Genomic DNA, 21,181 nt, shown 5'->3' with positions numbered 1-21,181 from the left:
TCATCCTGGTACTATTTTAGCATTAGGGCATCTCTTTACAAAAGAAATAATAAAAAAGATCAAAAGACAGATTTTTAGTACCATTTTTTAAGTTTCATAACTATACATATTATACGAGGAGGGGTAAAGATTGAAAATAGGAATTATAGGAGCAGGTAGTGTTAGATTTTCATTGCAGTTAATAGGTGATATAGCTCAAACAGAGGAATTGGCAGATTGTGAAATATGCATGATGGATGTAAACGAAACACGATTAAATGCAACATATTCATTAGCTAAAAAGTATTGTGAAGAACTTGGGTCAAATATTCAAATTGAAAAAACTATGAATTTAGAAGAGGCAATAAAGGGAGCAAGTTTCATAATAAACACCGCCTACCCTTATCCCAAAGAAATAGAAGACGGATATAAGAGATGGGAGATAGTAACAGAAATAGGTGAGAAACATGGATACTATAGAGGAATAGACAGTCAAGAGTTTAACATGGTATCAACTTACTCTTACGTTATTTGTTCTTATCCGGATATAAAATTGGCACTTGATATTGCAGAAAAAATAGAAAAGTTAGCACCAAATGCTTGGTTAATGCAAACGGCTAACCCTGTTTTTGAAATAACCCAGATTGTCAAAAAACTAACTAAAGCCAAGATAGTAGGTTTTTGTCACGGTAGTTCTGGCGTTAATGGAATATTTAACCGTTTAAATTTACCTTCATCTAAGGTGGATTGGCAAGTTGCTGGTATCAATCACGGTATATGGTTGAATAGATTCAATTATGAAGGGAAAAATGCTTATGAATTGCTCGATAAATGGATAGAAGAGGAATCATACAAATGGGAATCAAGAGAGCCGTGGGATATACAATTATCTCCAGCTGCTATCGATATGTACAGATTTTATGGAATGATCCCAATTGGTGACACTGTTAGAAATGGAAGTTGGAAATACAACTACAATTTAGAAACGAAAAAGAAATGGTATGGAAAATTTGGGGGAATAGATAATGAAATAGAAAGGCCAAAATTTCATAATTCTCTCAGAGAGTCAAGGAAAAGGATGATCGAATTATCTAAAGAAATAGAAAAAGATCCTAATATTAAATTAACAGAAGTTTGGCCAGAAATTTTCAAAAAAGGTGTAATGAGTGGGGAACAACATGTTCCATTTATTAACGCCTTAGCTCATAATAAACAGGTAAGATTAATATTGAATGTGGAAAACAAAGGAATAATTAAAGATATCCCCGATGATATAGTTGTAGAGGTTCCCGTTTTGGTTGATAAAAGTGGCTTGCACCCGCAAAGTTTAGAACCCGATCTGGACGAGAGGATTAAAGAATATTATCTGATTCCAAGAATTATGAGAATGAAAATGGCTTTAGAAGCTTACATAAAACGAGATGTGGAAATATTAAAAGAGTTTTTAGTTAGGGACCCACGAACTAAATCATTTAAACAAGTTGAAGAAGTATTATCCGATATTATGAACCATCCAATCAATAAAGAATTGAAAGAATATTTTAATGTATGAGCACGTTAAAAGTTAGTATAAAAATTTGAAGTTTTTTATCTTAAATATTAGTTGGTTGAATAAACTTACTATTCTACTGGAAAAAGCTTTTTTCATTACTTTTTAACTACTAAATAAGGGAATAAACCTAGTTTTTGCTCTGTGACATATTGGTAGGAGTAAAAATTATAATTGGCAATTCCCATACTTTCATAAAATTACAAAATAGACTTATAAAACGAAAAAATCATTTGTAGGGAATGAACTAAGGGGAATAGGGGGACGATTTCCCAACATCATATAGTTGGCAGAAAACTTATCCCTTTTTTGTTGCCAATAGAAGATGTTCAACAAAACAGATTTTAGAGTTTATAAAGATTGTAATGATTTAACAAAAAGGAGGTGAAAAACATCAAAATATTGAGTAAATGGGTAAAAAGCATAAGTGATCAAGGAGGTGTAATTATGAACAAAAAGGTAGTGGTAGTAAGTTTGTTGATAGTCAGTTTATTGGTAACAAGCATCTTTGGTTGGAATGCTTATTCAACTCCTCAAGAGTATTACAAAGAAACGGACAAACGAATTACTGAATTCAAAGAATCACCAATACTTACTGAAAAAGTAAAACAAGGAGAATTACCACCACTAGAAGAGCGACTTCCTAAGGAACCTTTGGTTATTGTACCCGAAGAAGAAGTAGGTAAGTTTGGAGGAACATGGAGAAGAGTCTGGAAAGGACCTTCAGATCAATGGGGAGTACATAGATTAACTGGCCCACGTCTTGCTTATTTTAGTGCAGATGGCGGAGAATATCTCCCCGGTGTAGCCAAAAGCTGGGAAGTTTTAGAAAACGGGAAAGTTTACATTTTTCATTTAAGAGAAGGAATGAAATGGTCTGATGGACATCCTTACACAGCAGATGACATAGTTTTTTGGGCAAATGACATAATCGGAAACGACGAGTATACAAGCGCTAAACCTGCATGGTATATGGCTGGAGGAAAAAGAGCACAGGTAGAAAAAATCGATGACTATACCGTTAAATTTGAATTTGCAGAACCTTATGGTTTGTTTATGCTACAAGTAGCCAATAGTGAGGGCTTTACTGGTGCCCCAAAACATTATCTAAAACAATTTCATCCAGATTACACACCTATGGAAGAAATAGAAAAGATTATTGAAGAAGAAAAAGAAAAGATGTATTCTTCTTGGGTAGACGTATTTGAAGATAAGTCTGACCCAATTTCAAACTTAGAACTCCCTAGTCTATGGACATGGATACCCAAGACGGATCCAACAAGTTCATTTTATATTCTAGAAAGAAATCCTTATTATTTTGCCGTTGACATAGAAGGAAATCAATTACCATACATAGATACCGTAAGACATGAATACGTTATGGACAATGAAGTAATTCTGTTGAAAGCAATTTCTGGTGAAATTGACATGCAACAAAGACACATAGGATTGATGGGAGCTGGTGCTGGTAATTATACCCTCTTAGCTGCGAATAAGGAACGTGGAGATTATCAAATCTATAACTGGATAGCAGCCAATGGTTCTGTGAGCCAGTTAATGTTAAACACTTTTGATCATAGTGATCCTATTCTCCAAGAAATTTTTAGTGACGTGAGATTTAGACAAGCGTTGTCTTTAGGGATCAATAGAGAAGAGATAAATGAAATTTTATTTTCCGGTTTAGCTGAGCCTCGCCAAGCTTCATTAGTAAGCGGGTCAGCTTATTACGATCCCGAATGGGAAAGTGCTTATGCGGAATACAACCCGGAAAAAGCGAATAAGCTTTTGGATGAGATGGGGCTTGTATGGGATTCAAAGCATGAGTACAGGCTTAGACCAGATGGAAAACCTCTGCAATTTACGGTACAAGTAGTTGAACAACCTCATGTAGATATTTGGACGATGATAAGAGAATACTGGAAAAATGACCTTGGTATTGAAATTGAAGTAGAAAACTTAGAAAGAAGTTTATACGATGAAAGATTAACTGCACACGACTTTGATGGACAAGTTTGGATGATGGATAGATCTGCTCAACCTCTAGCTGATCCTTTCTTTGTTTTCCCCGGTGCTGCAGATATTTCCACAACTTGGTATGTAGGTTGGACAGACTGGATAAAAGCCTATATAGAAGGAAATGAACCAGAACCAGATGATATAGTACCTCCAGAGCCAGTTATTGAGTTGGTTGATCTTTGGCTTGAAATACAAAAGACCACAGATGAAGAAAAATTAAAAGAATTGATGAAAGAAGTTACAAAAATACACGCAGAAAACTTATGGATGATAGGAACAGTTGGAGAAGATATTGCCCCTGCTATCGTTAAAAACAATTTCAAAAATGTACCAAAAGAGCTTGTCACGGATGCTGTGTTCTTCTCTCCATTGAACGGGATGCCGATGCAGTTCTATATTGATGAATAATTGTTATAGTTGTTCCCCTCAGCTTTTTCAATAAGGCTGAGGGGTACTTTAAAAAAGCAAAAAGATTTCAGGAGGTGTAATTATGAACAAAAAGGTAGTGGTAGTAAGTTTGTTGATGGCTAGTTTATTGGTAACAAGCATCTTTGGTTGGAATGCTTATTCAACTCCTCAAGAGTATTACAAAGAAATGGACAAACGAATTACTGAATTCAAAGAATCACCAATACTTACTGAAAAAGTAAAACAAGGAGAATTACCACCACTAGAAGAGCGACTTCCTAAGGAACCTTTGGTTATTGTACCCGAAGAAGAAGTAGGTAAGTTTGGAGGAACATGGAGAAGAGTCTGGAAAGGACCTTCAGATCAATGGGGAGTGTACAAAATCAACGAACCACATCTTATTTATTTTAGTGCAGATGGTGGAGAATTTCTCCCTGGTGTAGCCAAAAGCTGGGAAGTTCTAGAAAATGGAAAAGTCTACATTTTTCATTTAAGAGAAGGAATGAAATGGTCTGATGGACATCCTTACACAGCAGATGACATAGTTTTTTGGGCAAATGACATAATCGGAAACGACGAATATACAAGCTCTAAACCTGCTTGGTATATAGCTGGAGGAAAAAGAGCACAGGTAGAAAAAATCGATGACTATACCGTTAAATTTGAATTTGCAGAACCTTATAGTTTGTTTTTGCTACAAGTAGCTTACAGCCAAGGATTTACTGGTGCCCCAAAACATTATCTAAAACAATTTCATCCAGATTACACACCTATGGAAGAAATAGAAAAGATTATTGAAGAAGAAAAAGAAAAGATGTATTCTTCTTGGGTAGACGTATTTGAAGATAAATCTGACCCAATTTCAAACTTAGAACTCCCTAGTCTATGGACATGGATACCCAAGACGGATCCAACAAGTTCATTTTATATTCTAGAAAGAAATCCTTATTATTTTGCCGTTGACATAGAAGGAAATCAATTACCATACATAGATACCGTAAGACATGAATACGTTATGGACGATGAAGTTGTTCTTTTGAAAGCAATTTCTGGTGAAATTGACATGCAATGGAGACACATTGGAATGATGGGAGCTGGTGCTGGCAATTATACCCTCTTAGCTATGAATAAGGAACGTGGAGATTATCAAATCTACAACTGGATAGCAGCCAATGGTTCTGTGAGCCAGTTAATGTTAAACACTTTTGATCATAGTGATCCAATCCTCCAAGAAATTTTTAGTGACGTGAGATTTAGACAAGCGCTGTCTCTAGGGATCAATAGGGAAGAGATAAATGAAATTTTGTTTAGCGGTTTAGCTGAGCCTCGCCAAGCTTCATTAGTAAGCGGGTCAGCTTATTACGATCCCGAATGGGAAAGTGCTTATGCTGAGTACAACCCCGAAAAAGCGAATGAGCTTTTGGATGAGATGGGGCTTGTATGGGATTCAAAGCATGAGTACAGACTTAGACCAGATGGAAAACCTCTGCAATTTACGGTTCAAGTAGTGGGACAACCCCATGTAGACGTCTGGACTATGGTAAGAGAATACTGGAAAAATGACCTTGGTATTGAAATTGAAGTAGAAAACCTAGAACAAAGTTTATACTATGAAAGGCTAGATGCACATGACTTTGATGGACAAGTTTGGATGATGGATAGATCTGCTCAACCTCTAGCTGATCCTTTCTTTGTTTTCCCCGGTGCTGCAGATATTTCCACAACTTGGTATGTAGGTTGGACAGACTGGATAAAAGCCTATATAGAAGGAAATGAACCAGAACCAGATGATATAGTACCTCCAGAGCCAGTTATTGAGTTGGTTGATCTTTGGCTTGAAATACAAAAGACCACAGATGAAGAAAAATTAAAAGAATTGATGAAAGAAGTTACAAAAATACACAGAGAAAACTTATGGATGATAGGGACAGTTGGAGAAGATATTGCTCCTGTTATTGTTAAAAACAATTTCAAAAACGTAGCAAAAGAGCTTGTCACAGATGATGTGCTAAGATCTCCATTGAACACAATGCCGATGCAATTTTACATTGATGAATAATTATGGTATATTTGTTTCCTTCAACCTTTTAAAAAAGGTTGAAGGAAACTTTAAATATTTTTTTATTCAAACTTCTGAAAGTCTCTAAAAAACAAATTGTTTTGGAGGTGGTTGGTACCATGTTTCAATATATAGTTAAGCGACTTCTTTTATCCATTCCTACAGTTCTTATTATAATTCTTCTTTCCTTTATTATAATGGAGCTCCCCCCTGGAGATTATTTGACAACATATGAAGTGGCTCTGAGACAAAGTGGCGAAGAAGTTGACCTAGCCAAGATAGAACTCCTTAAAGAAAGATATAAGTTAGATAAACCTGTTTATGTTAGGTTTTTTTATTGGTTTGGTAACTTATTTAGAGGAGATTTTGGTTACTCAATGTTGTATGAGAAACCAGTGGCGGATCTTTTAGGAGCCCGAGTGTGGTACACTGTTCTAATATCTTCCTTAGCAACTGCGTTTGCTTGGGTAACAGGCTTTTTAATAGGTGTATATTCTGGAACACACCAATATACTGTAGGAGACTATGCGTTTACTGTTGTGGGATACTTCGGAGTTTCTGTACCAAATTTTCTCTTTGCTTTACTTTTAATGTGGTGGGCATTCACCGCTTTCGGATTAAGTTTAGGAGGCTTATTTTCTCCTGAATACGCCTCAGCTCCATGGAGTTGGGGGAAACTATTAGATTTATTACAGCACCTTTGGATACCTGTCATTGTAACAGGAACAGCTACAATGGCGGGCCTCATTAGGGTCCTCAGAGGAAATTTGTTGGATGAAATTAACAAACCATATGTTACTGCTGCAAGAGCTCGTGGCGTGCCTGAGAATAAACTCACTTGGAAGTACCCTCTTCGGGTTGCTATTATACCATTTTTAAGCACCGCAGGATGGACTCTTCCAAATATTATTTCTGGAGCGGTTGTTACTGGTATTGTACTCAATCTTCCAACTGTTGGTACTTTGTTGATGGATGCTTTGAAAGCTCAGGATATGTATTTAGCTGGAAGCATAATCTTAATTTTAACAATGTTTACTGTTATAGGAACGATAGTCTCTGATATTTTACTTGCTTGGGCAGATCCAAGGGCAAGACTTTCGTAAGGAAGGTGATTCAGTTGTTCAATAAAAAGAAGAAGAAATCTGAAGAAGCATATTATTATGCATCCGAATCTAAACTAATTTGGTGGCGCTTTAAAAGGAATAAATTGGCAATTGTGGGTATGATAATACTAATTCTATTATACATTGTAGGTATTTTTGCGGAGTTTTTCGCTCCATATGATCCTAACAAATTAAATAGTCGTTATGTATACGCACCACCTCAAAGGATAAGATTTATTAGGGACGGGCAATTAGTTAGGCCCTATGTGTATGGTTACAAAATGGAAAGAGATCCCGAAACACTTCAAAGAATTTATTTAACAGACGAATCAAAAGTATATCCTGTCTCTTTTTTTGTGAAAGGAGACTCTTATAAATTATGGGGAATATGGGAATCAAACATTCATTTTATTGGAGTTGAAGAAGGAGAATTTTTTCCTTTTGGGACGGATAGAATGGGAAGAGATGTGTTATCAAGGATTATTTATGGAGCAAGAATATCAACAACTATAGGGCTTGTAGGGGTTTTTTTGAGTCTACTAATTGGTGTGGTCTTAGGTGGAATATCTGGTTATTACGGTGGGAAGGTAGATTTTACTATTCAAAGGTTAATGGAGGTAGTAAGAAGTATACCGGATATTCCATTATGGATGGCACTTGCTGCTGCTTTACCACAATACATGTCGCAAATACAAAGATACTTTGCCATAACAGTTATTCTTTCGTTGAGAGGGTGGACCGATTTAGCAAGGGTTGTCAGAAGTAGATTTATTACTTTAAGAGAAGAAGATTTTGTTATTGCTGCGAAGTTAGCTGGGGCAAAAGAATCCCGTATCATCTTTAGACATATGCTACCTTCCCTAACAAGTCATATGATAGTTTCTATCACTCTTTCAATTCCTGGTATGATCCTGGGAGAAACAGGACTCAGTTTCTTGGGATTAGGCTTACAATCACCAACAATAAGTTGGGGAGTTTTGCTTCAAGAAGCCCAAAATATAAGAACCGTAGCCTTACAACCTTGGTTAATGCTCCCTGCTTTATTCGTTATTATAACGGTTCTTTGTTTTAACTTTGTGGGTGATGGCCTAAGAGATGCAGCCGATCCTTATCATAATTAAGAATTATAGAGAATGATAGGAGGAATAAAATGGAAAGTGAAAATATTCTTGATATAAAAGATTTAAATGTTTTTTTTAATTTACCTGAAGGTACAGTTAAGGTTTTAAATGGAATAAATTTTACTATTAGAAAAGATGAAGTATTCGGCATTGTGGGCGAATCAGGTTGTGGTAAAAGTGTAACCGCTTCTTCTATTTTACAACTTTTACCTAAGAATGCTCAAAGATCTGGAGAAATTCTACTTCATACAGAAAATGGAATAATAAACATAACAAGTTTAACACCAACTGATGAAAGAATGAGACAAATAAGGGGTAACGATATAGCTATGATATTTCAAGAACCCGCTGCATCTTTTTCACCAGTTTATACCATTGGAGAACAGATGATAGAAAATATCATACTGCACAAACCCCTTTCAGAAAAGGAAGCAAAAGAGATAGCTTTAGAAATGATAGAAAAAGTTAAAATTCCAGATCCAAAAAAAATCATAAATTCCTACCCTTTTGAACTATCAGGTGGGATGCTTCAACGATGCATGATAGCTTTAGCTCTTTCATGTAATCCTATGATATTAATAGCAGATGAACCAACCACCGCATTGGACGTTACTATCCAAGCACAGATACTATATTTAATGAAGGAATTACAAAAAGAATTTGAAAGTTCGATTATTTTTATAACACATGATTTAGGGGTTATTGCTCAGATGGCTGATCGAGTTGCAGTTATGTATTTGGGAAAAATTGTTGAAGAAGGAACTGTTTATGATATTTTCAACAATCCCCTTCATCCATATACAAGAGCCCTAATGACTTCTATACCAAAAGTTGGAATAAAAAAAACACGATTAGAAGCAATAAAAGGTATCGTTCCAGATCCTTTCAACAAACCTAAAGGCTGTAGTTTTCATAACAGATGTCCTAATTATATAGCAGGAGTGTGTGATATGAAAGAGCCAAAAAATATCACCTTTTCTAAAGATCACACTGTTGCATGTTTTTTGTATGGAGGGAAAAACAATGAATGAGAAAACTATTAGCAATAAAGTCCTTCTTGAAGTATCAAATTTAAAAAAGTATTACCCAATAAAAAGAGGAATGTTTGCAAAAATTGTCGGACATGTGAAGGCTGTGGATGACGTAAGTTTTTCGATCAAAAAAGGAGAAACCCTCTCACTTGTAGGAGAATCCGGTTGTGGAAAAACTACAATTGCAAAAACTATTTTAAAAGCCCTTGAACCAACGGAAGGGAACATCTTTCTTCATGTTAACGGAGAAAAAATAGATGTATCCAATATGAGCAAAAAAGATGAAAAGTTACTAAGGAAATCTGCTCAAATGGTGTTTCAGAATCCTTTTACATCTCTAAATCCTCGAATGAAAGTAAGGGATATTATAGGTGAACCTTTACAAGTAAATAAAATAGCAAAAGGAAAAAAACTTCAAGAAGAAGTTGAAAAATTAATGGAAACAGTAGGATTAAGGAAGGAATATTTAATAAGATACCCCCATGCATTTAGTGGGGGCCAAAGACAAAGAATAGTGATAGCCAGAGCGTTAGCTCTAAGGCCTGAATTAGTTGTACTTGATGAACCGGTAGCAGCTTTAGATGTATCCATAAGAGCGCAGATTTTGAATCTTTTAATGGATTTACAAGAACAGTTTAATTTGACATATCTTTTCATTTCTCATGACTTAAGCGTTGTTGAACATATAAGTGATAGAGTCGCGGTTATGTATTTAGGTAAGATTGTTGAATTAGCAGATTCTAATGAAATTTTTGAAGATCCCAAACATCCATATACAGAAAAGCTTTTGGAAGCAGTCCCTATTCCAGATCCAAAAAAAAGAGCCGAACAATTGAAACCTTTGGAAGGAGAAGTTCCTGATCCTGCCAATCCTCCAAAAGGTTGTTATTTTCATCAACGTTGTCCTTATGCTCAAGATATATGCAAAAAAGAATATCCCCCTCTAAAAAATTTAGGAAACGAGGAAAATGAACATTTAGTTGCGTGCCATTTTGCTTCTCAACTCTCTTTAAAAGGTTTAAAAGTTTATTGAAGGTATTAAAAGTTGGTTAAAATTTGTGTTTAGGGTTTACAAAGGCTGCAAAAGATGGTAAATAAGGAGGTTTAAATCTATGTTGGACAAAGAAACATATGAAAAAGTGAGAAAGAAAAGTTTAGAACTTTTTGAGAAAGCAGGTATCGCTCTAAGAGAAGATGAAAAGGAAAATATAGAGATCGTTGATGGAGGATTAGGAAATGTCGAAGAACTAGGTCTTGAAATTGTTACCTATGTAAATACCGATAGATACTGTGCTAAAGAAATGGTCCTTTTGCCTAATCAAACATGTCCTGAACATAAGCATCCGCCTCATGATGGAGATATTGGAAAAGAAGAGACCTTCAGGTGCAGATATGGTAAAGTATTTCTTTTCGTTGAGGGAGAAAAGAACACTTGGCATGTACAACCACCAAATGAATATTTCACAGCTTCACATGAAATAATTTTAAACTCAGCAGAACAATACACCATACCTCCAAATACCTTACATTGGTTCAAGGCTGGAGAAGAAGGTGCCGTTATTTCTGAATTTTCTTCTCACAGTGACGATGCAACTGATATATTTACAGATCCAAACTTTAAAAGAGTATAATTTAAAAATATTTTTTTCAAAATTAGTTAATATAATATCTTTATTGTTATTGTAAATAATTATGGAACTAAATACAGGCTTGAGGTGAGGTACAAATGGAATTTATCATGAGATGGTTTGGAGAAGGAGATGACAGTGTATCGCTTTCACAAATAAAGCAAATACCTGTTATATCTGGAATAGCTGGAACTTTAGATGATATTCCTGTTGGAGAAGTTTGGCCTTTTGACAAAATTGAAAATTTAAAAAATAAAGTAAATAAGGAAGGTTTAAAATTAGAAGTAATTGAAAGTGTAAATATCCATGAAGACATAAAAGCAGGTCTTGCAACGAGAGACCATTATATAGACAATTACATAAAAACTATACAAAATTTAAGTAAAATAGGAATCAAAATTATCTGTTATAACTTCATGCCGATTTTTGATTGGATAAGAACAGACTTATATTACAAATTAAACGACGGATCAACAACTATGGCCTATTTTGACGAAAAAATTAAAGATATAACTCCTGAACAACTCATTGATGAATTTAAGCGCAATTCAGCTGGGTTTTCGTTACCTGGATGGGAAAACGAAAAATTAAAGGACATAGAAAAACTTTTTGAAATTTTTAAAGATGTTAATGAGGAGAGGCTTTTTAAGAATTTAGAATATTTTCTTAAGGCTGTAATACCTGAATGTGAAAAATTAAATATAAAATTAGCAATACATCCTGATGATCCTCCTTGGTCTATCTTTGGTTTACCTCGGATAGTTAGCACAAAAGAGAAACTTGAAAGAATAGTTAAATGCATAGATAGCCCTTCCAACACATTAGCCGTTTGCACAGGCTCTTTAGGTGCAAGGGAAGATAACGACATCCCACAAATAATTAGGCATTTTGGAGAGAGAGATAAAATTTCTTTTGTACATGTTAGGAACATCAAAAGAATCGGAAATAAAAGATTTTTCGAAACTTCACACATGTCTAAAGAAGGGACCTTAGATATGATTGAAATTCTTAAAGTTTTGTACGAAGTAAATTTTAATGGATGTCTAAGACCTGATCATGGGAGAAACATATGGAATGAGAAAGCAAGACCCGGATATGGTCTATACGATAGGGCATTAGGGGTAAGCTATCTATACGGCATCTGGGAAACATTAAATAAACTTAAATAATATAGAAAGGAGAGAAAAAGGATGAATTTGAAAGATAAAGTTGCAGTAATTACTGGTGGTGGAGGAATATTGTGCAGTACAATAGCGAAAGGCCTAGCAAAAGAAGGAGTAAAAACAGCATTATTGGATATATCAGAAGAAAAAGCAAAAGCTGTAAAAGATGAAATAATTGGGAAAGGCGGAGATGCTTTAGCTATCAAATGCGATGTACTAAAAAAAGAACAAGTCGAAAAAGCGAAAGAGATAGTGATTAATAAATATGGTAGATGTGATATTTTGATAAACGGTGCAGGAGGGAATCATCCTAAAGGAACCACCACAAAAGAAATTTTTGAATTAACTGATTTGGGAAAAGAAGATTTGACCACTTTTTTTGATTTGGAGCAAAACGGATTTGAGTTTGTATTTAATCTCAATTTTTTAAGTGCTTTTATAGTATCTCAAGTTTTTTTAGAGGAAATGGTAAAGCTTGAAAATTCCACAGTAATTAATATATCCTCTATGAGCGCATTTTCGCCGATGACAAAAGTAGCAGCATACAGTGCAGCAAAAGCTGCGGTAAGTAATTTCACTGCTTGGTTAGCTGTTCATTTTGCAAAGGTAGGAGTAAGAGTAAATGCAATAGCTCCTGGTTTCTTCTTAACAGAACAAAATAAGAATTTACTATTAGATAAGGAAGGAAACCCTACCGAAAGGCATCAAAAAATAATCAACAACACACCAATGGGAAGACTAGGTAGGCCTGAAGAACTTATAGGAACAATTAAATGGTTATGTAATGAAGAAGACTCTGGATTTGTTACCGGTACTGTTATTCCAATAGATGGAGGATTTTTAGCTTATTCTGGTGTTTAGTAATTTTGATTTTTTAGTAAAATAAAAAATTTGTAGTTATTAATAGATTTTATAACTACTATGGTCCAAAAGTCAAAAAAGAGTGTAAAGTAATAAATAAAAAGGTCAGGAACGAAAAAATTTTGAGGAGGATTCCATGGATAAATTAAAAGTGATGGAGCAAATTATAAATGTTGGAATAATTGCTGTAGTAAGAGCTGATTCTCCTGAAGAAGCCTTGAAAATTGCCGACGCTGTTAGAAAAGGTGGTATCGAGGCCATTGAGATCACGATGACTGTTCCTGGAGCGAATGATGTTATCAAAGAACTGAAAAAGGTATATTCAAAAGGAGAAATTCTTATAGGTGCAGGAACTGTTCTTGATCCTGAAACAACGAGAATTGCTATGTTAGCTGGAGCAGAATTTTTTGTAAGTCCCTATCTAAATAAAGAGATGGTAAAAATGTGCAATAGATATCAAAAAGTTTCTATGGCTGGAGCTATGTCAATAAAAGAAGTTGTAGAAGCTATGGAAGAAGGTGCTGATTTTGTTAAATTATTTCCAGGTAGTGCTTTTGGCCCTTCAATAGTCAAAGCGATTAAAGGGCCTCTTCCTCAAGTACCGATAGTTCCTACAGGTGGAGTGAGTCTCGAAAATGTAGAAGATTGGATAAAGGCTGGCTGTGTTGCAGTTGGCGTTGGAGGAGAATTAACAAAAGGCGCAAAGTCTGGAGATTATGCGCTTGTCCAAGAAACAGCAAAAAAATTTGTTGAAGCCATAGCAATGGCAAGATAATTCTCAAGAATACAATAAATATTTGAAAGGAGATATTGTAATGGCTAACAAAATTGTTACTTTTGGTGAAATTATGATGAGACTTTCTCCTCCCAATTATTTTAGATTTGTTCAAACAGATTCTTTTGATGTAACTTACGGTGGCGCTGAAGCTAACGTTGCTGCTTCTCTTGCCAATTATGGAGAAAATGTTTATTTTGTGACAAAAGTTCCAAGCAATCCGATAGGGCAATCGGCAATAAATCATCTTCGGCGATATGGGGTAAAAACTGATTACATAGTTCGAGGTGGAGAAAGATTAGGTATTTATTTTCACGAATTTGGAGCATCTCAAAGACCTTCTTTAGTCATTTATGATAGAAAATACTCATCTTTTGCAGAATCTAAACCTACAGAATACAAATGGGAAAAGATTTTAGATGAGGCAAAGTGGTTTCATTTTACAGGGATAACACCTGCAGTGAGCGAGAATGCGGCACAGGCATGCCTTGATGCGGTGAAAACAGCAAAAAATAAAGGAATTATTGTTAGTTGTGATTTGAATTATAGGAAAAAACTGTGGTCACCACAAAAAGCAAACGAAGTGATGGCAGAACTTATGAAATATGTCGATATAGTTATAGCGAATGAGGAAGCTGCTGAAAAGGTATTCAATATAAAAGTTAAAGATTCTGATGTAACCCAAGAAAATCTACAATTAGACGATTATAAAAATTTAGCCAAACAAATTTCTGAAAGGTTTGATTTGAAAGGAGTCGCTATAACACTCAGAGAAAGCTTTTCTGCCTTTGATAATGGTTGGGCAGGCTTATATTATGATGGCAGCAAATTTTATTCCTCCAAAAAATATCAAATTCACATAGTTGATAGAGTAGGGGGAGGAGATTCCTTTGCCGGTGGATTAATATACGCTTTAATAAACAATTATCCTCATCAAGAAGTAATAGAATTTGCTACAGCTGCCTCATGTCTGAAGCATTCTATAATCGGAGATTTTAACCACGTTACAGTAGAAGAAGTGAAAACTCTAACAAAAGGAGATTCCACAGGTAGGATTCAAAGATAGATAAAAATGTCATTAAATTAATAATCAAACGGGTTTCAAAGTCCTTTTAATTATTAAAATTTGTGATATAATGAAATTTAGTATTTTACAAATAGGAAGGTGAAAATATATTCAAACTATCAGAAAAGTTCTGGAGGTATTAGATTATATAGTCTATGCACCAAAACCAGTTAATGTAACAGAAATTGCAAGAAAGTTTGATATGTCTATATCTAATGCTTACAAGTATTTAGACGACTTGTACAAAGGGGGCCTGCTGTCAAAGAATAGTGATAAGTCATATTTCCCGAGTTTTAAACTTGTGGAGTATGGGAGTATTATTTTAAAAAAAATAAATCTAAGGGAGATTGCACATCCCCACTTAGTTAATTTAATGGTAAAAACAGGTCAAACAGTTCATTTGGCTATTAAAGAAGGATATGAAGGAATATATATTGAAAAGATAGAAGGTCCTAATTCTTTACCAATGATGTCAAGGATCGGAATGAAGATAAACCTTTATGCAACAGCATTTGGAAAAGCTATTTTGGCTCATTTACCTGAAGAAGAGATAGAAGAATATCTAGAAAATGTGGAGTTGAAAAAAAGGGGTAAAAACACAATTACTGATTCCAACAAATTGAAAAATGAACTTAAAAAAATAAGAGAAAGAGGATACTCAATAGATAACGAAGAAAATGAAATTGGGATCTTTTGTATAGGAGCTCCTATATTTAACTACGATAAAAAAGTGATAGCGGGTGTAAGTATTTCGATGAGTACCGCTAGGGCAGAAGAAGAAAAAGTCGATGAATATATTCTTTATGTCAAAGAATGTGCCGAAAATATTTCAAAGTTGTTGGGGTATAAAGGTTAAGGTTTTTCAGGTATTTCTCTAAAAGGTTCAACGATAATGGTTTCATAATTTTTATACAACCACATTCCTGGTTTTGCTCCTTTTGGTTTCCATACGTTTTTTCTTTGAGTGTAATCAACCGCTACATTGGAAGACATTTTTGCTTTAGAAAATGTGGCAGCGATTTTTGCTGCGTAATCTATTACTTCTTCTGGTATTTCTTTACCAGAAGATTTTATTATTGTATGAGAACCTGGGATCTCATGTGTATGAAGCCAGATGTCGGCTTGTGCGGCTGATCTTGTTAATTCATCGTTCTGCTTGTTATTTTTCCCAACTAGTATTTCAAACCCTTTGTAATTAAATTTCCGAAAAGTTGTTTTTACTTTTCTTTCCCTTTTAGATTTTTTGTTTTCACTTATCAGTCCTATATCTTTCATTTCTTCTTTTATCTCTATTAAGGTTTCGATTTCTTCTGCGGAAGAGATTGTTTCAAATAACTGATTGTAATATTCGAGTTCGTTATTCACTTTTTTTATTCTTTTTTTAGCATGCTCGACTCTTGACTTTGTTCTTTTTATATTTTTATACAGCTTTTCCAGGTTTTGCGTTGGTGATAAAAGGGGGTCTATCTCTATTGTGACCTCCTCACCGGTATTCCAATCGGTTACTGTAAAGTATCTTTCACCTTTTTTTATTTTGTAGAGATACGTTTGAAGAAGTTCTCCCTTTTTTTCTAAATCCATAAGATTTTTTCCTTCATTTAAATCTTGTAATATTTGTTCTTTTGTCTTTTCTAATCTGTCAATTTCACTTTTTACCCTTTTTTCCAAATCCCTTTTTATTTCCAATAGTCGTGATTGATTAGCCCTTTCTTGAAAGACTTTGAGCAATGCCTCTGATGGTTTTAATTCCTCGTATTTAAAATTATTCGGGGTTATTGCGGAGAAATCATATGTGTTCCCTTCTTTGAAGTAAAAAAGATAAGGCTTTTTTAGGTCTTTTACAGCTCTTTGGATACCTATTTCTTTCAAAAACCCTTTTGATTTTTTAGAAAATCCCATGAGTCTATCATAATCAATATTTTCAATGTTTTCTATATTTACTTCCAATATATTTATTTGAGAATCATCGTAGTAAGGTAGGTATTTAACTCCAGGAATTATGGGTCTAAATTCTTTATAAACCCTTTTTAAAGATTCTTCTACTTTATTATCTTCGTTAACAAGTATTACGTTGGAATTTCTTCCCATTAATTCGAAAAATAGCTTATATTTTCGCATAGTGGAGTTTTCTTGATCGTAGCTTTCAATTTCAAAGTACCCTATCCTGTCTAAACCTAACTGTTCGACATTTATCACTCTTCCGTTTCTTATTTTTTTTCTTAGAAACTGTGCAAAGTTCGCTGGCTGTATGGGTACGTTTGGTTTTTGAGAAAGTAATATCACATAGGAAGGACTTTTTAATGAAAGAAGCACAAAACTTTGAGAAAACTGAATTAACACTTGGGATTTGATAGGTTGATAAATATTTTTAATTCTATCTCCCATAATGTTGTCTTTTATTTCTTTCAATACTTTATGTAATACCAAACCATCAAAAGGCAAGCAAGACACCTCGGTTTATTTAAAATATAGAGATAGCGTCCCTTCGTCCCGCAGCCCACCCTTCTTCGGAAGGGACCTTCGGTCTCTAGCCTTGCACGGATGGAAGGGCTCCACCCTGTGACCCTTTAAAATCAAAAGCTTATATTTGCAAATTATTTATTTCTACAATTTTTAATAAATTCTCTAAAAGCCTCTAATTAATTCTCTATAAGAAGACAAAAGAGGCACAGTACCTGTTGCCTCTTTTGTATTTGTAAAAATCTATGAAATTAAAATTCTACGCTGCCGAACCTTTCTTTCCTTTATCCATAAAACCAACTATCAAAGCAATAATACCAACGATAATGTCTATCCACGCATGCCAATTTGGCATGGTTGCAACACTAAAACCAGCAATAGCCATTATTACAAGGTAAATCCCAACAACTATCAACCATGGTTTAGACATACTACCCCCTCCTTATACACTCAACTTTACACAAAATTAGCCGATAATTTCAAAGGAAACATAATGATAAAAATATAAGTTGAACAAATTTATCGGCTTAAACCCTAGTAAAATGATAAGATATATATGTTACCGATATAATAACATTAGAATAATTTTAGTTTAACAACGAAAATTATTCTACTTTTAAGGTTTTCTAATTTGTGATATAATATCGCAAGTATGATAAAAATGCAAATCTGCACTCATTATACTTAGGAGGTCCCCTTGTGAAAAAAAATTATAAAGCTCTATTCTTGTTGTTACTATTTATCTTGTCTGGGATTTATTCTTTAGCCTCTACTGTCCTGATTTTAAATTCGTATAATCCAGGTTTATCTTGGTCAGATAGGGAATTAGAGGGTATAAATTCAATTTTAGAAGATGAAGAAAGTATAAATATATATGTAGAATATCTTGATAGCAAAAGGTTTGGTGATGATAATAGCTTAAACATATTCAAAGAGTACTTTGAAAGAAAATTTGGTGGTTTTACATTTGATGTCGTTATTGCACTGGATAATAACGCTTTTGATTTTGTTTTATCTAATTATGAATCACTTTTTTTGGGGATTCCTATAGTATATACTGGGATCAATTACTATCAAGAATACGATTTGAGTAAATTAGACTTTGTAAGTGGTGTTGTAGAGATTCATGATATAAAAGAAACATTAGAATTAGCTCTGAATCTTCATCCAGATACAGAGAAGGTTTATGTAGTTGTTGATAATCAGACAAAAACAGGTGAGCTTTTTAAGCAAGAAGTGGAAAATGATGTAACACCTCAATTTAAGGGTATTAATTTTATCTTTTTAAGTGATTCATTGGATCAAATAAAACAAGAGCTCGATACACCTTTGAAAAACTCGATAGCGCTTCTTTTGGCTTTTAGTAAAGATATTTATGGAAATTTTTATGATTATACCCAAGTAGAAGAATATATGGGAGAATTTGAGAAGCTTCCTATTTATACTACCTCAAGCGTTTACATGGGCAACAACGTAGTAGGAGGTAAAATTACCAGCGCATACGATCAAGGGCGGAAAGCTGGAGAGATAGCAATAGACTTATTAAGCGGAGTTGATATTAAAGAGTTGCCAAGAATTTACTTCCCAGATAATAAATACGTTTTTAACTTTCCTGCCTTAGAAAGATTTGGTATTTCAATCAAGAGCCTACCAGTAAATTCAACAATCCAGAACAAACCTCCTTCTTTTTATCAAAATTACCCTATTATTTTTTGGATAATAATGATTCTAGTGCCTTTTTCCATTATATTTATATATATTCTAAGAGAAGATAATTTAAAACTTCACTCTCTTTTGAATGAATTAAATGAGGCAAAGGAAGAAGCTCAAAGTTATAATGAAGAACTTACCGCAGCAAATGAACAATTAACCTCCTACAACGAAGAGTTGATGTCACAAAATGAGGAAATAGAGAGTAGTTATCAGGAGATAGAACAACTGAATAATAAAATAATACATCTATTGGAAATTATCTCAGAAGTAGGAGATGAAAAGGTAAAAGTTAAAGATTTTTTTCAGAAATTTTTAAATACTTTAATCATAGAAATCCCAGAAGCTGATTATGGCAGTGCCTCGATAATAGAAGGAGATAGTTGGAGATTTTTAGCTACGTTGGGTCATGATATTAACGGTTTAAAAAGTTTAGACCTTAAAAAAAGTTATGCTTTTATCGTTGAAGAATCTAAGGTACTTGATAGCGTACTTTCATTGGATGAAGAAAGAATGCCTAAAGATGTATTAAACTTAATGTACAAATTTACCAAACCAATAAAATTTACTCTACTAAAAACAATAAAAATAGATGAAAACCGGGATTTGAATATTTCACTTGACATTAAAAAAGGTAGCGATGAGAATTTTTCTGAAGAATCAGTTAAATTTTTTGATTCCTTGTTAAATGTGGCAAAAATGTTTTTTGTCAACAGATTAAGAACGCAAGAGATAAAAAATGCTTATACAACCTTTGCAAGCAAGCTTTCAATATTAGCAGAATCACACGATGAAAACAGTAAGAAACATATTTACCGTGTGAGTGAATTATCTGCTTTTTTTGCCGAAAAATTAGGTTTACCCAAAGAACAAGTTGAAAAGATAAGAGACTTTTCTTCCCTTCACGATGTGGGGAAACTTTTTGTTCCTGCCGAGATACTAAACAAACCTGGTAAACTAAACGAAAAAGAATGGGAAGAAGTAAGGAAACATCCGCTATATGCCGATAATTTGTTGGATGATCCATATTTTGAAACAGCAAGAAAAATTGCCCTTTATCATCACGAACATTACGATGGCTCTGGGTATCCTTTCAGATTAAGGGGTGAACAGATCCCCATTGAAGCTCAGATTGTTGGCTTAGTAGATGTATACGATGCATTGAGATCAAAAAGAAGTTATAAAAAAGCTTTCTCGCATAGAGAGGCTATTGAAGTATTGTTACACGGGGATAACAGAACAAAACCAGAACATTTCAACCCAAAACTCTTAGAAATATTGAAAAGATACGAAAAAGACATAGAAGAAATGTATAAAAACTATGAAGAATAAAAAAATTTTTAATCGGAGGTGCTAAAATGGAAAAATCAAAAATCAACTCAAAAACAAAAAAACATTTATTAAATTTCCAAAAGGCCGAGATAACGGAACATATGATTTATAAAAGGTTAGCTGAATCTACTAAAGATCCTAAAAATAAAAAAGTCTTAGAAAGCATAGCGAATGAAGAATTAAAACATCACGATTTTTGGAAAAGTTATACGAACGAAGATGTAAAACCAAATTACATAAAAGTTATATTCTATTTCATTCTTTCTAAAATACTTGGATTAACCTTCAGTTTGAAGCTTATGGAAAAGGGTGAAGAAAGGGCTCAGATCTCCTACGAAGATGTTTCCGGCGTAGTCCCAGAAGCAAAACAGATTGAGGAAGAAGAAGATAAGCATGAACAGGAACTTTTAGGAATGATAGAAGAAGAAAGATTGAATTATGTGGGATCGATTGTGCTGGGTCTAAACGATGCATTGGTCGAATTGACTGGTGCATTAGCTGGTTTGACCTTTGCCCTTCAAAACGGAATAATAATAGCTACATCTGGATTAATAACAGGGATAGCTGCATCATTGTCAATGGCGGCATCCGAGTATCTATCAAAAAGAGCAGAAAACGATGAAAGAGCATTAAAATCAGCAGCTTACACGGGAATCGCATATATAATTACCGTATTTTTTTTAATTCTTCCTTATTTGTTAATGCCAAATAAATATTTTTTAAGTTTAATTATAACTTTACTAACAGCTGTTATAATAATATTAGTTTTCAATTTTTATATCTCTGTAGCAAAGGATCTAAACTTCAAAAGTAGATTTCTTGAAATGGCAGGGATAAGTTTAGGTGTTGCAGGATTAACCTTTTTTATAGGCTTCATCGTTAGAATCACCTTGGGCGTTTCAATTTAACCTGATACATAT

General features: G+C 34.1%; 17 protein-coding genes. 15 read left to right on the top strand and 2 right to left on the bottom strand.

All coding sequences use genetic code 11. From position 1 onward, the window contains the following. Nucleotides 1-130: 130 nt before the first annotated feature. The 13 genes from aglA to ACW9JY_RS07700 all read left to right on the top strand — a co-directional run bounded on the left by aglA (nt 131) and on the right by ACW9JY_RS07700 (nt 15,615). A complete protein-coding gene (aglA, locus tag ACW9JY_RS07760; protein WP_103899189.1) occupies nt 131-1,531 on the top strand; it encodes an alpha-glucosidase AglA in 1,401 nt (466 codons plus the stop codon). 444 nt (nt 1,532-1,975) lie between these two features. After that, a complete protein-coding gene (locus ACW9JY_RS07755; protein WP_457283931.1) occupies nt 1,976-3,952 on the top strand; it encodes an ABC transporter substrate-binding protein in 1,977 nt (658 codons plus the stop codon). Between the two features lie 82 nt (nt 3,953-4,034). Then, nucleotides 4,035-6,011 (top strand): ABC transporter substrate-binding protein, encoded by a 1,977-nt coding sequence (locus tag ACW9JY_RS07750; RefSeq protein WP_457283930.1) that lies wholly within the window; start codon nt 4,035-4,037, stop codon nt 6,009-6,011. A 119-nt stretch (nt 6,012-6,130) separates the two neighbouring features. Further along, the gene (locus ACW9JY_RS07745; RefSeq protein ID WP_457283929.1) at nt 6,131-7,114 is read left to right on the top strand and encodes an ABC transporter permease; all 984 of its coding nucleotides are present in this window, start codon (nt 6,131-6,133) and stop codon (nt 7,112-7,114) included. A gap of 14 nt (nt 7,115-7,128) precedes the next feature. Continuing rightward, nucleotides 7,129-8,235 carry an ABC transporter permease gene (locus ACW9JY_RS07740; protein ID WP_457283928.1) on the top strand — a complete coding sequence of 369 codons (1,107 nt, stop codon included), beginning with the start codon at nt 7,129-7,131 and terminating at the stop codon, nt 8,233-8,235. A gap of 29 nt (nt 8,236-8,264) precedes the next feature. Continuing rightward, nucleotides 8,265-9,266 carry an ABC transporter ATP-binding protein gene (locus ACW9JY_RS07735; protein ID WP_457283927.1) on the top strand — a complete coding sequence of 334 codons (1,002 nt, stop codon included), beginning with the start codon at nt 8,265-8,267 and terminating at the stop codon, nt 9,264-9,266. Continuing rightward, nucleotides 9,259-10,299 carry an ABC transporter ATP-binding protein gene (locus ACW9JY_RS07730; RefSeq protein ID WP_457283926.1) on the top strand — a complete coding sequence of 347 codons (1,041 nt, stop codon included), beginning with the start codon at nt 9,259-9,261 and terminating at the stop codon, nt 10,297-10,299. Before ACW9JY_RS07735 ends, ACW9JY_RS07730 begins: the two co-directional genes overlap by 8 nt. A gap of 79 nt (nt 10,300-10,378) precedes the next feature. Next, a complete protein-coding gene (locus ACW9JY_RS07725) occupies nt 10,379-10,897 on the top strand; it encodes a D-lyxose/D-mannose family sugar isomerase (RefSeq protein WP_103899195.1) in 519 nt (172 codons plus the stop codon). 95 nt (nt 10,898-10,992) lie between these two features. Beyond that, complete coding sequence (gene uxuA / locus ACW9JY_RS07720; RefSeq protein ID WP_457283925.1) at nt 10,993-12,063, top strand: mannonate dehydratase; 1,071 nt, start codon at nt 10,993-10,995, stop codon at nt 12,061-12,063. 21 nt (nt 12,064-12,084) lie between these two features. Further along, nucleotides 12,085-12,918 (top strand): SDR family oxidoreductase, encoded by an 834-nt coding sequence (locus ACW9JY_RS07715; protein WP_457283924.1) that lies wholly within the window; start codon nt 12,085-12,087, stop codon nt 12,916-12,918. Nucleotides 12,919-13,054: 136 nt separating this feature from the next. Further along, on the top strand, nt 13,055-13,693 hold the full coding sequence (locus ACW9JY_RS07710) for a bifunctional 2-keto-4-hydroxyglutarate aldolase/2-keto-3-deoxy-6-phosphogluconate aldolase (RefSeq protein ID WP_103899198.1): 639 nt from the start codon (nt 13,055-13,057) through the stop codon (nt 13,691-13,693). A gap of 40 nt (nt 13,694-13,733) precedes the next feature. Next, on the top strand, nt 13,734-14,759 hold the full coding sequence (locus ACW9JY_RS07705) for a sugar kinase (RefSeq protein WP_103899199.1): 1,026 nt from the start codon (nt 13,734-13,736) through the stop codon (nt 14,757-14,759). Between the two features lie 109 nt (nt 14,760-14,868). After that, nucleotides 14,869-15,615: an IclR family transcriptional regulator gene (locus tag ACW9JY_RS07700; RefSeq protein ID WP_103899200.1), complete on the top strand. Its 747-nt coding sequence runs from the start codon at nt 14,869-14,871 to the stop codon at nt 15,613-15,615. Here the strand turns inward: ACW9JY_RS07700 and ACW9JY_RS07695 are convergent. Beyond that, nucleotides 15,612-17,186 carry an Rqc2 family fibronectin-binding protein gene (locus ACW9JY_RS07695; RefSeq protein ID WP_457283923.1) on the bottom strand — a complete coding sequence of 525 codons (1,575 nt, stop codon included), beginning with the start codon at nt 17,184-17,186 and terminating at the stop codon, nt 15,612-15,614. The genes ACW9JY_RS07700 and ACW9JY_RS07695 overlap by 4 nt on opposite strands. Before the next feature lie 292 nt (nt 17,187-17,478). Continuing rightward, on the bottom strand, nt 17,479-17,649 hold the full coding sequence (locus ACW9JY_RS07690) for a hypothetical protein (protein ID WP_158584850.1): 171 nt from the start codon (nt 17,647-17,649) through the stop codon (nt 17,479-17,481). 269 nt (nt 17,650-17,918) lie between these two features. On the opposite strand from ACW9JY_RS07690, the gene ACW9JY_RS07685 reads away from it, so the two are divergent. Together ACW9JY_RS07685 and ACW9JY_RS07680 are read left to right on the top strand one after the other, a co-directional pair. Further along, nucleotides 17,919-20,261 carry an HD domain-containing phosphohydrolase gene (locus ACW9JY_RS07685; RefSeq protein ID WP_457283922.1) on the top strand — a complete coding sequence of 781 codons (2,343 nt, stop codon included), beginning with the start codon at nt 17,919-17,921 and terminating at the stop codon, nt 20,259-20,261. 26 nt (nt 20,262-20,287) lie between these two features. After that, nucleotides 20,288-21,169 (top strand): VIT1/CCC1 transporter family protein, encoded by an 882-nt coding sequence (locus ACW9JY_RS07680; protein WP_457283921.1) that lies wholly within the window; start codon nt 20,288-20,290, stop codon nt 21,167-21,169. Nucleotides 21,170-21,181: the final 12 nt, after the last annotated feature.

The sequence above is a fragment of the Petrotoga sp. DB-2 genome, from assembly GCF_054051725.1.
The sequence above is the reverse complement of the archived record's forward strand: the minus strand, read 5'-3'. Positions and strand labels throughout refer to the sequence as shown.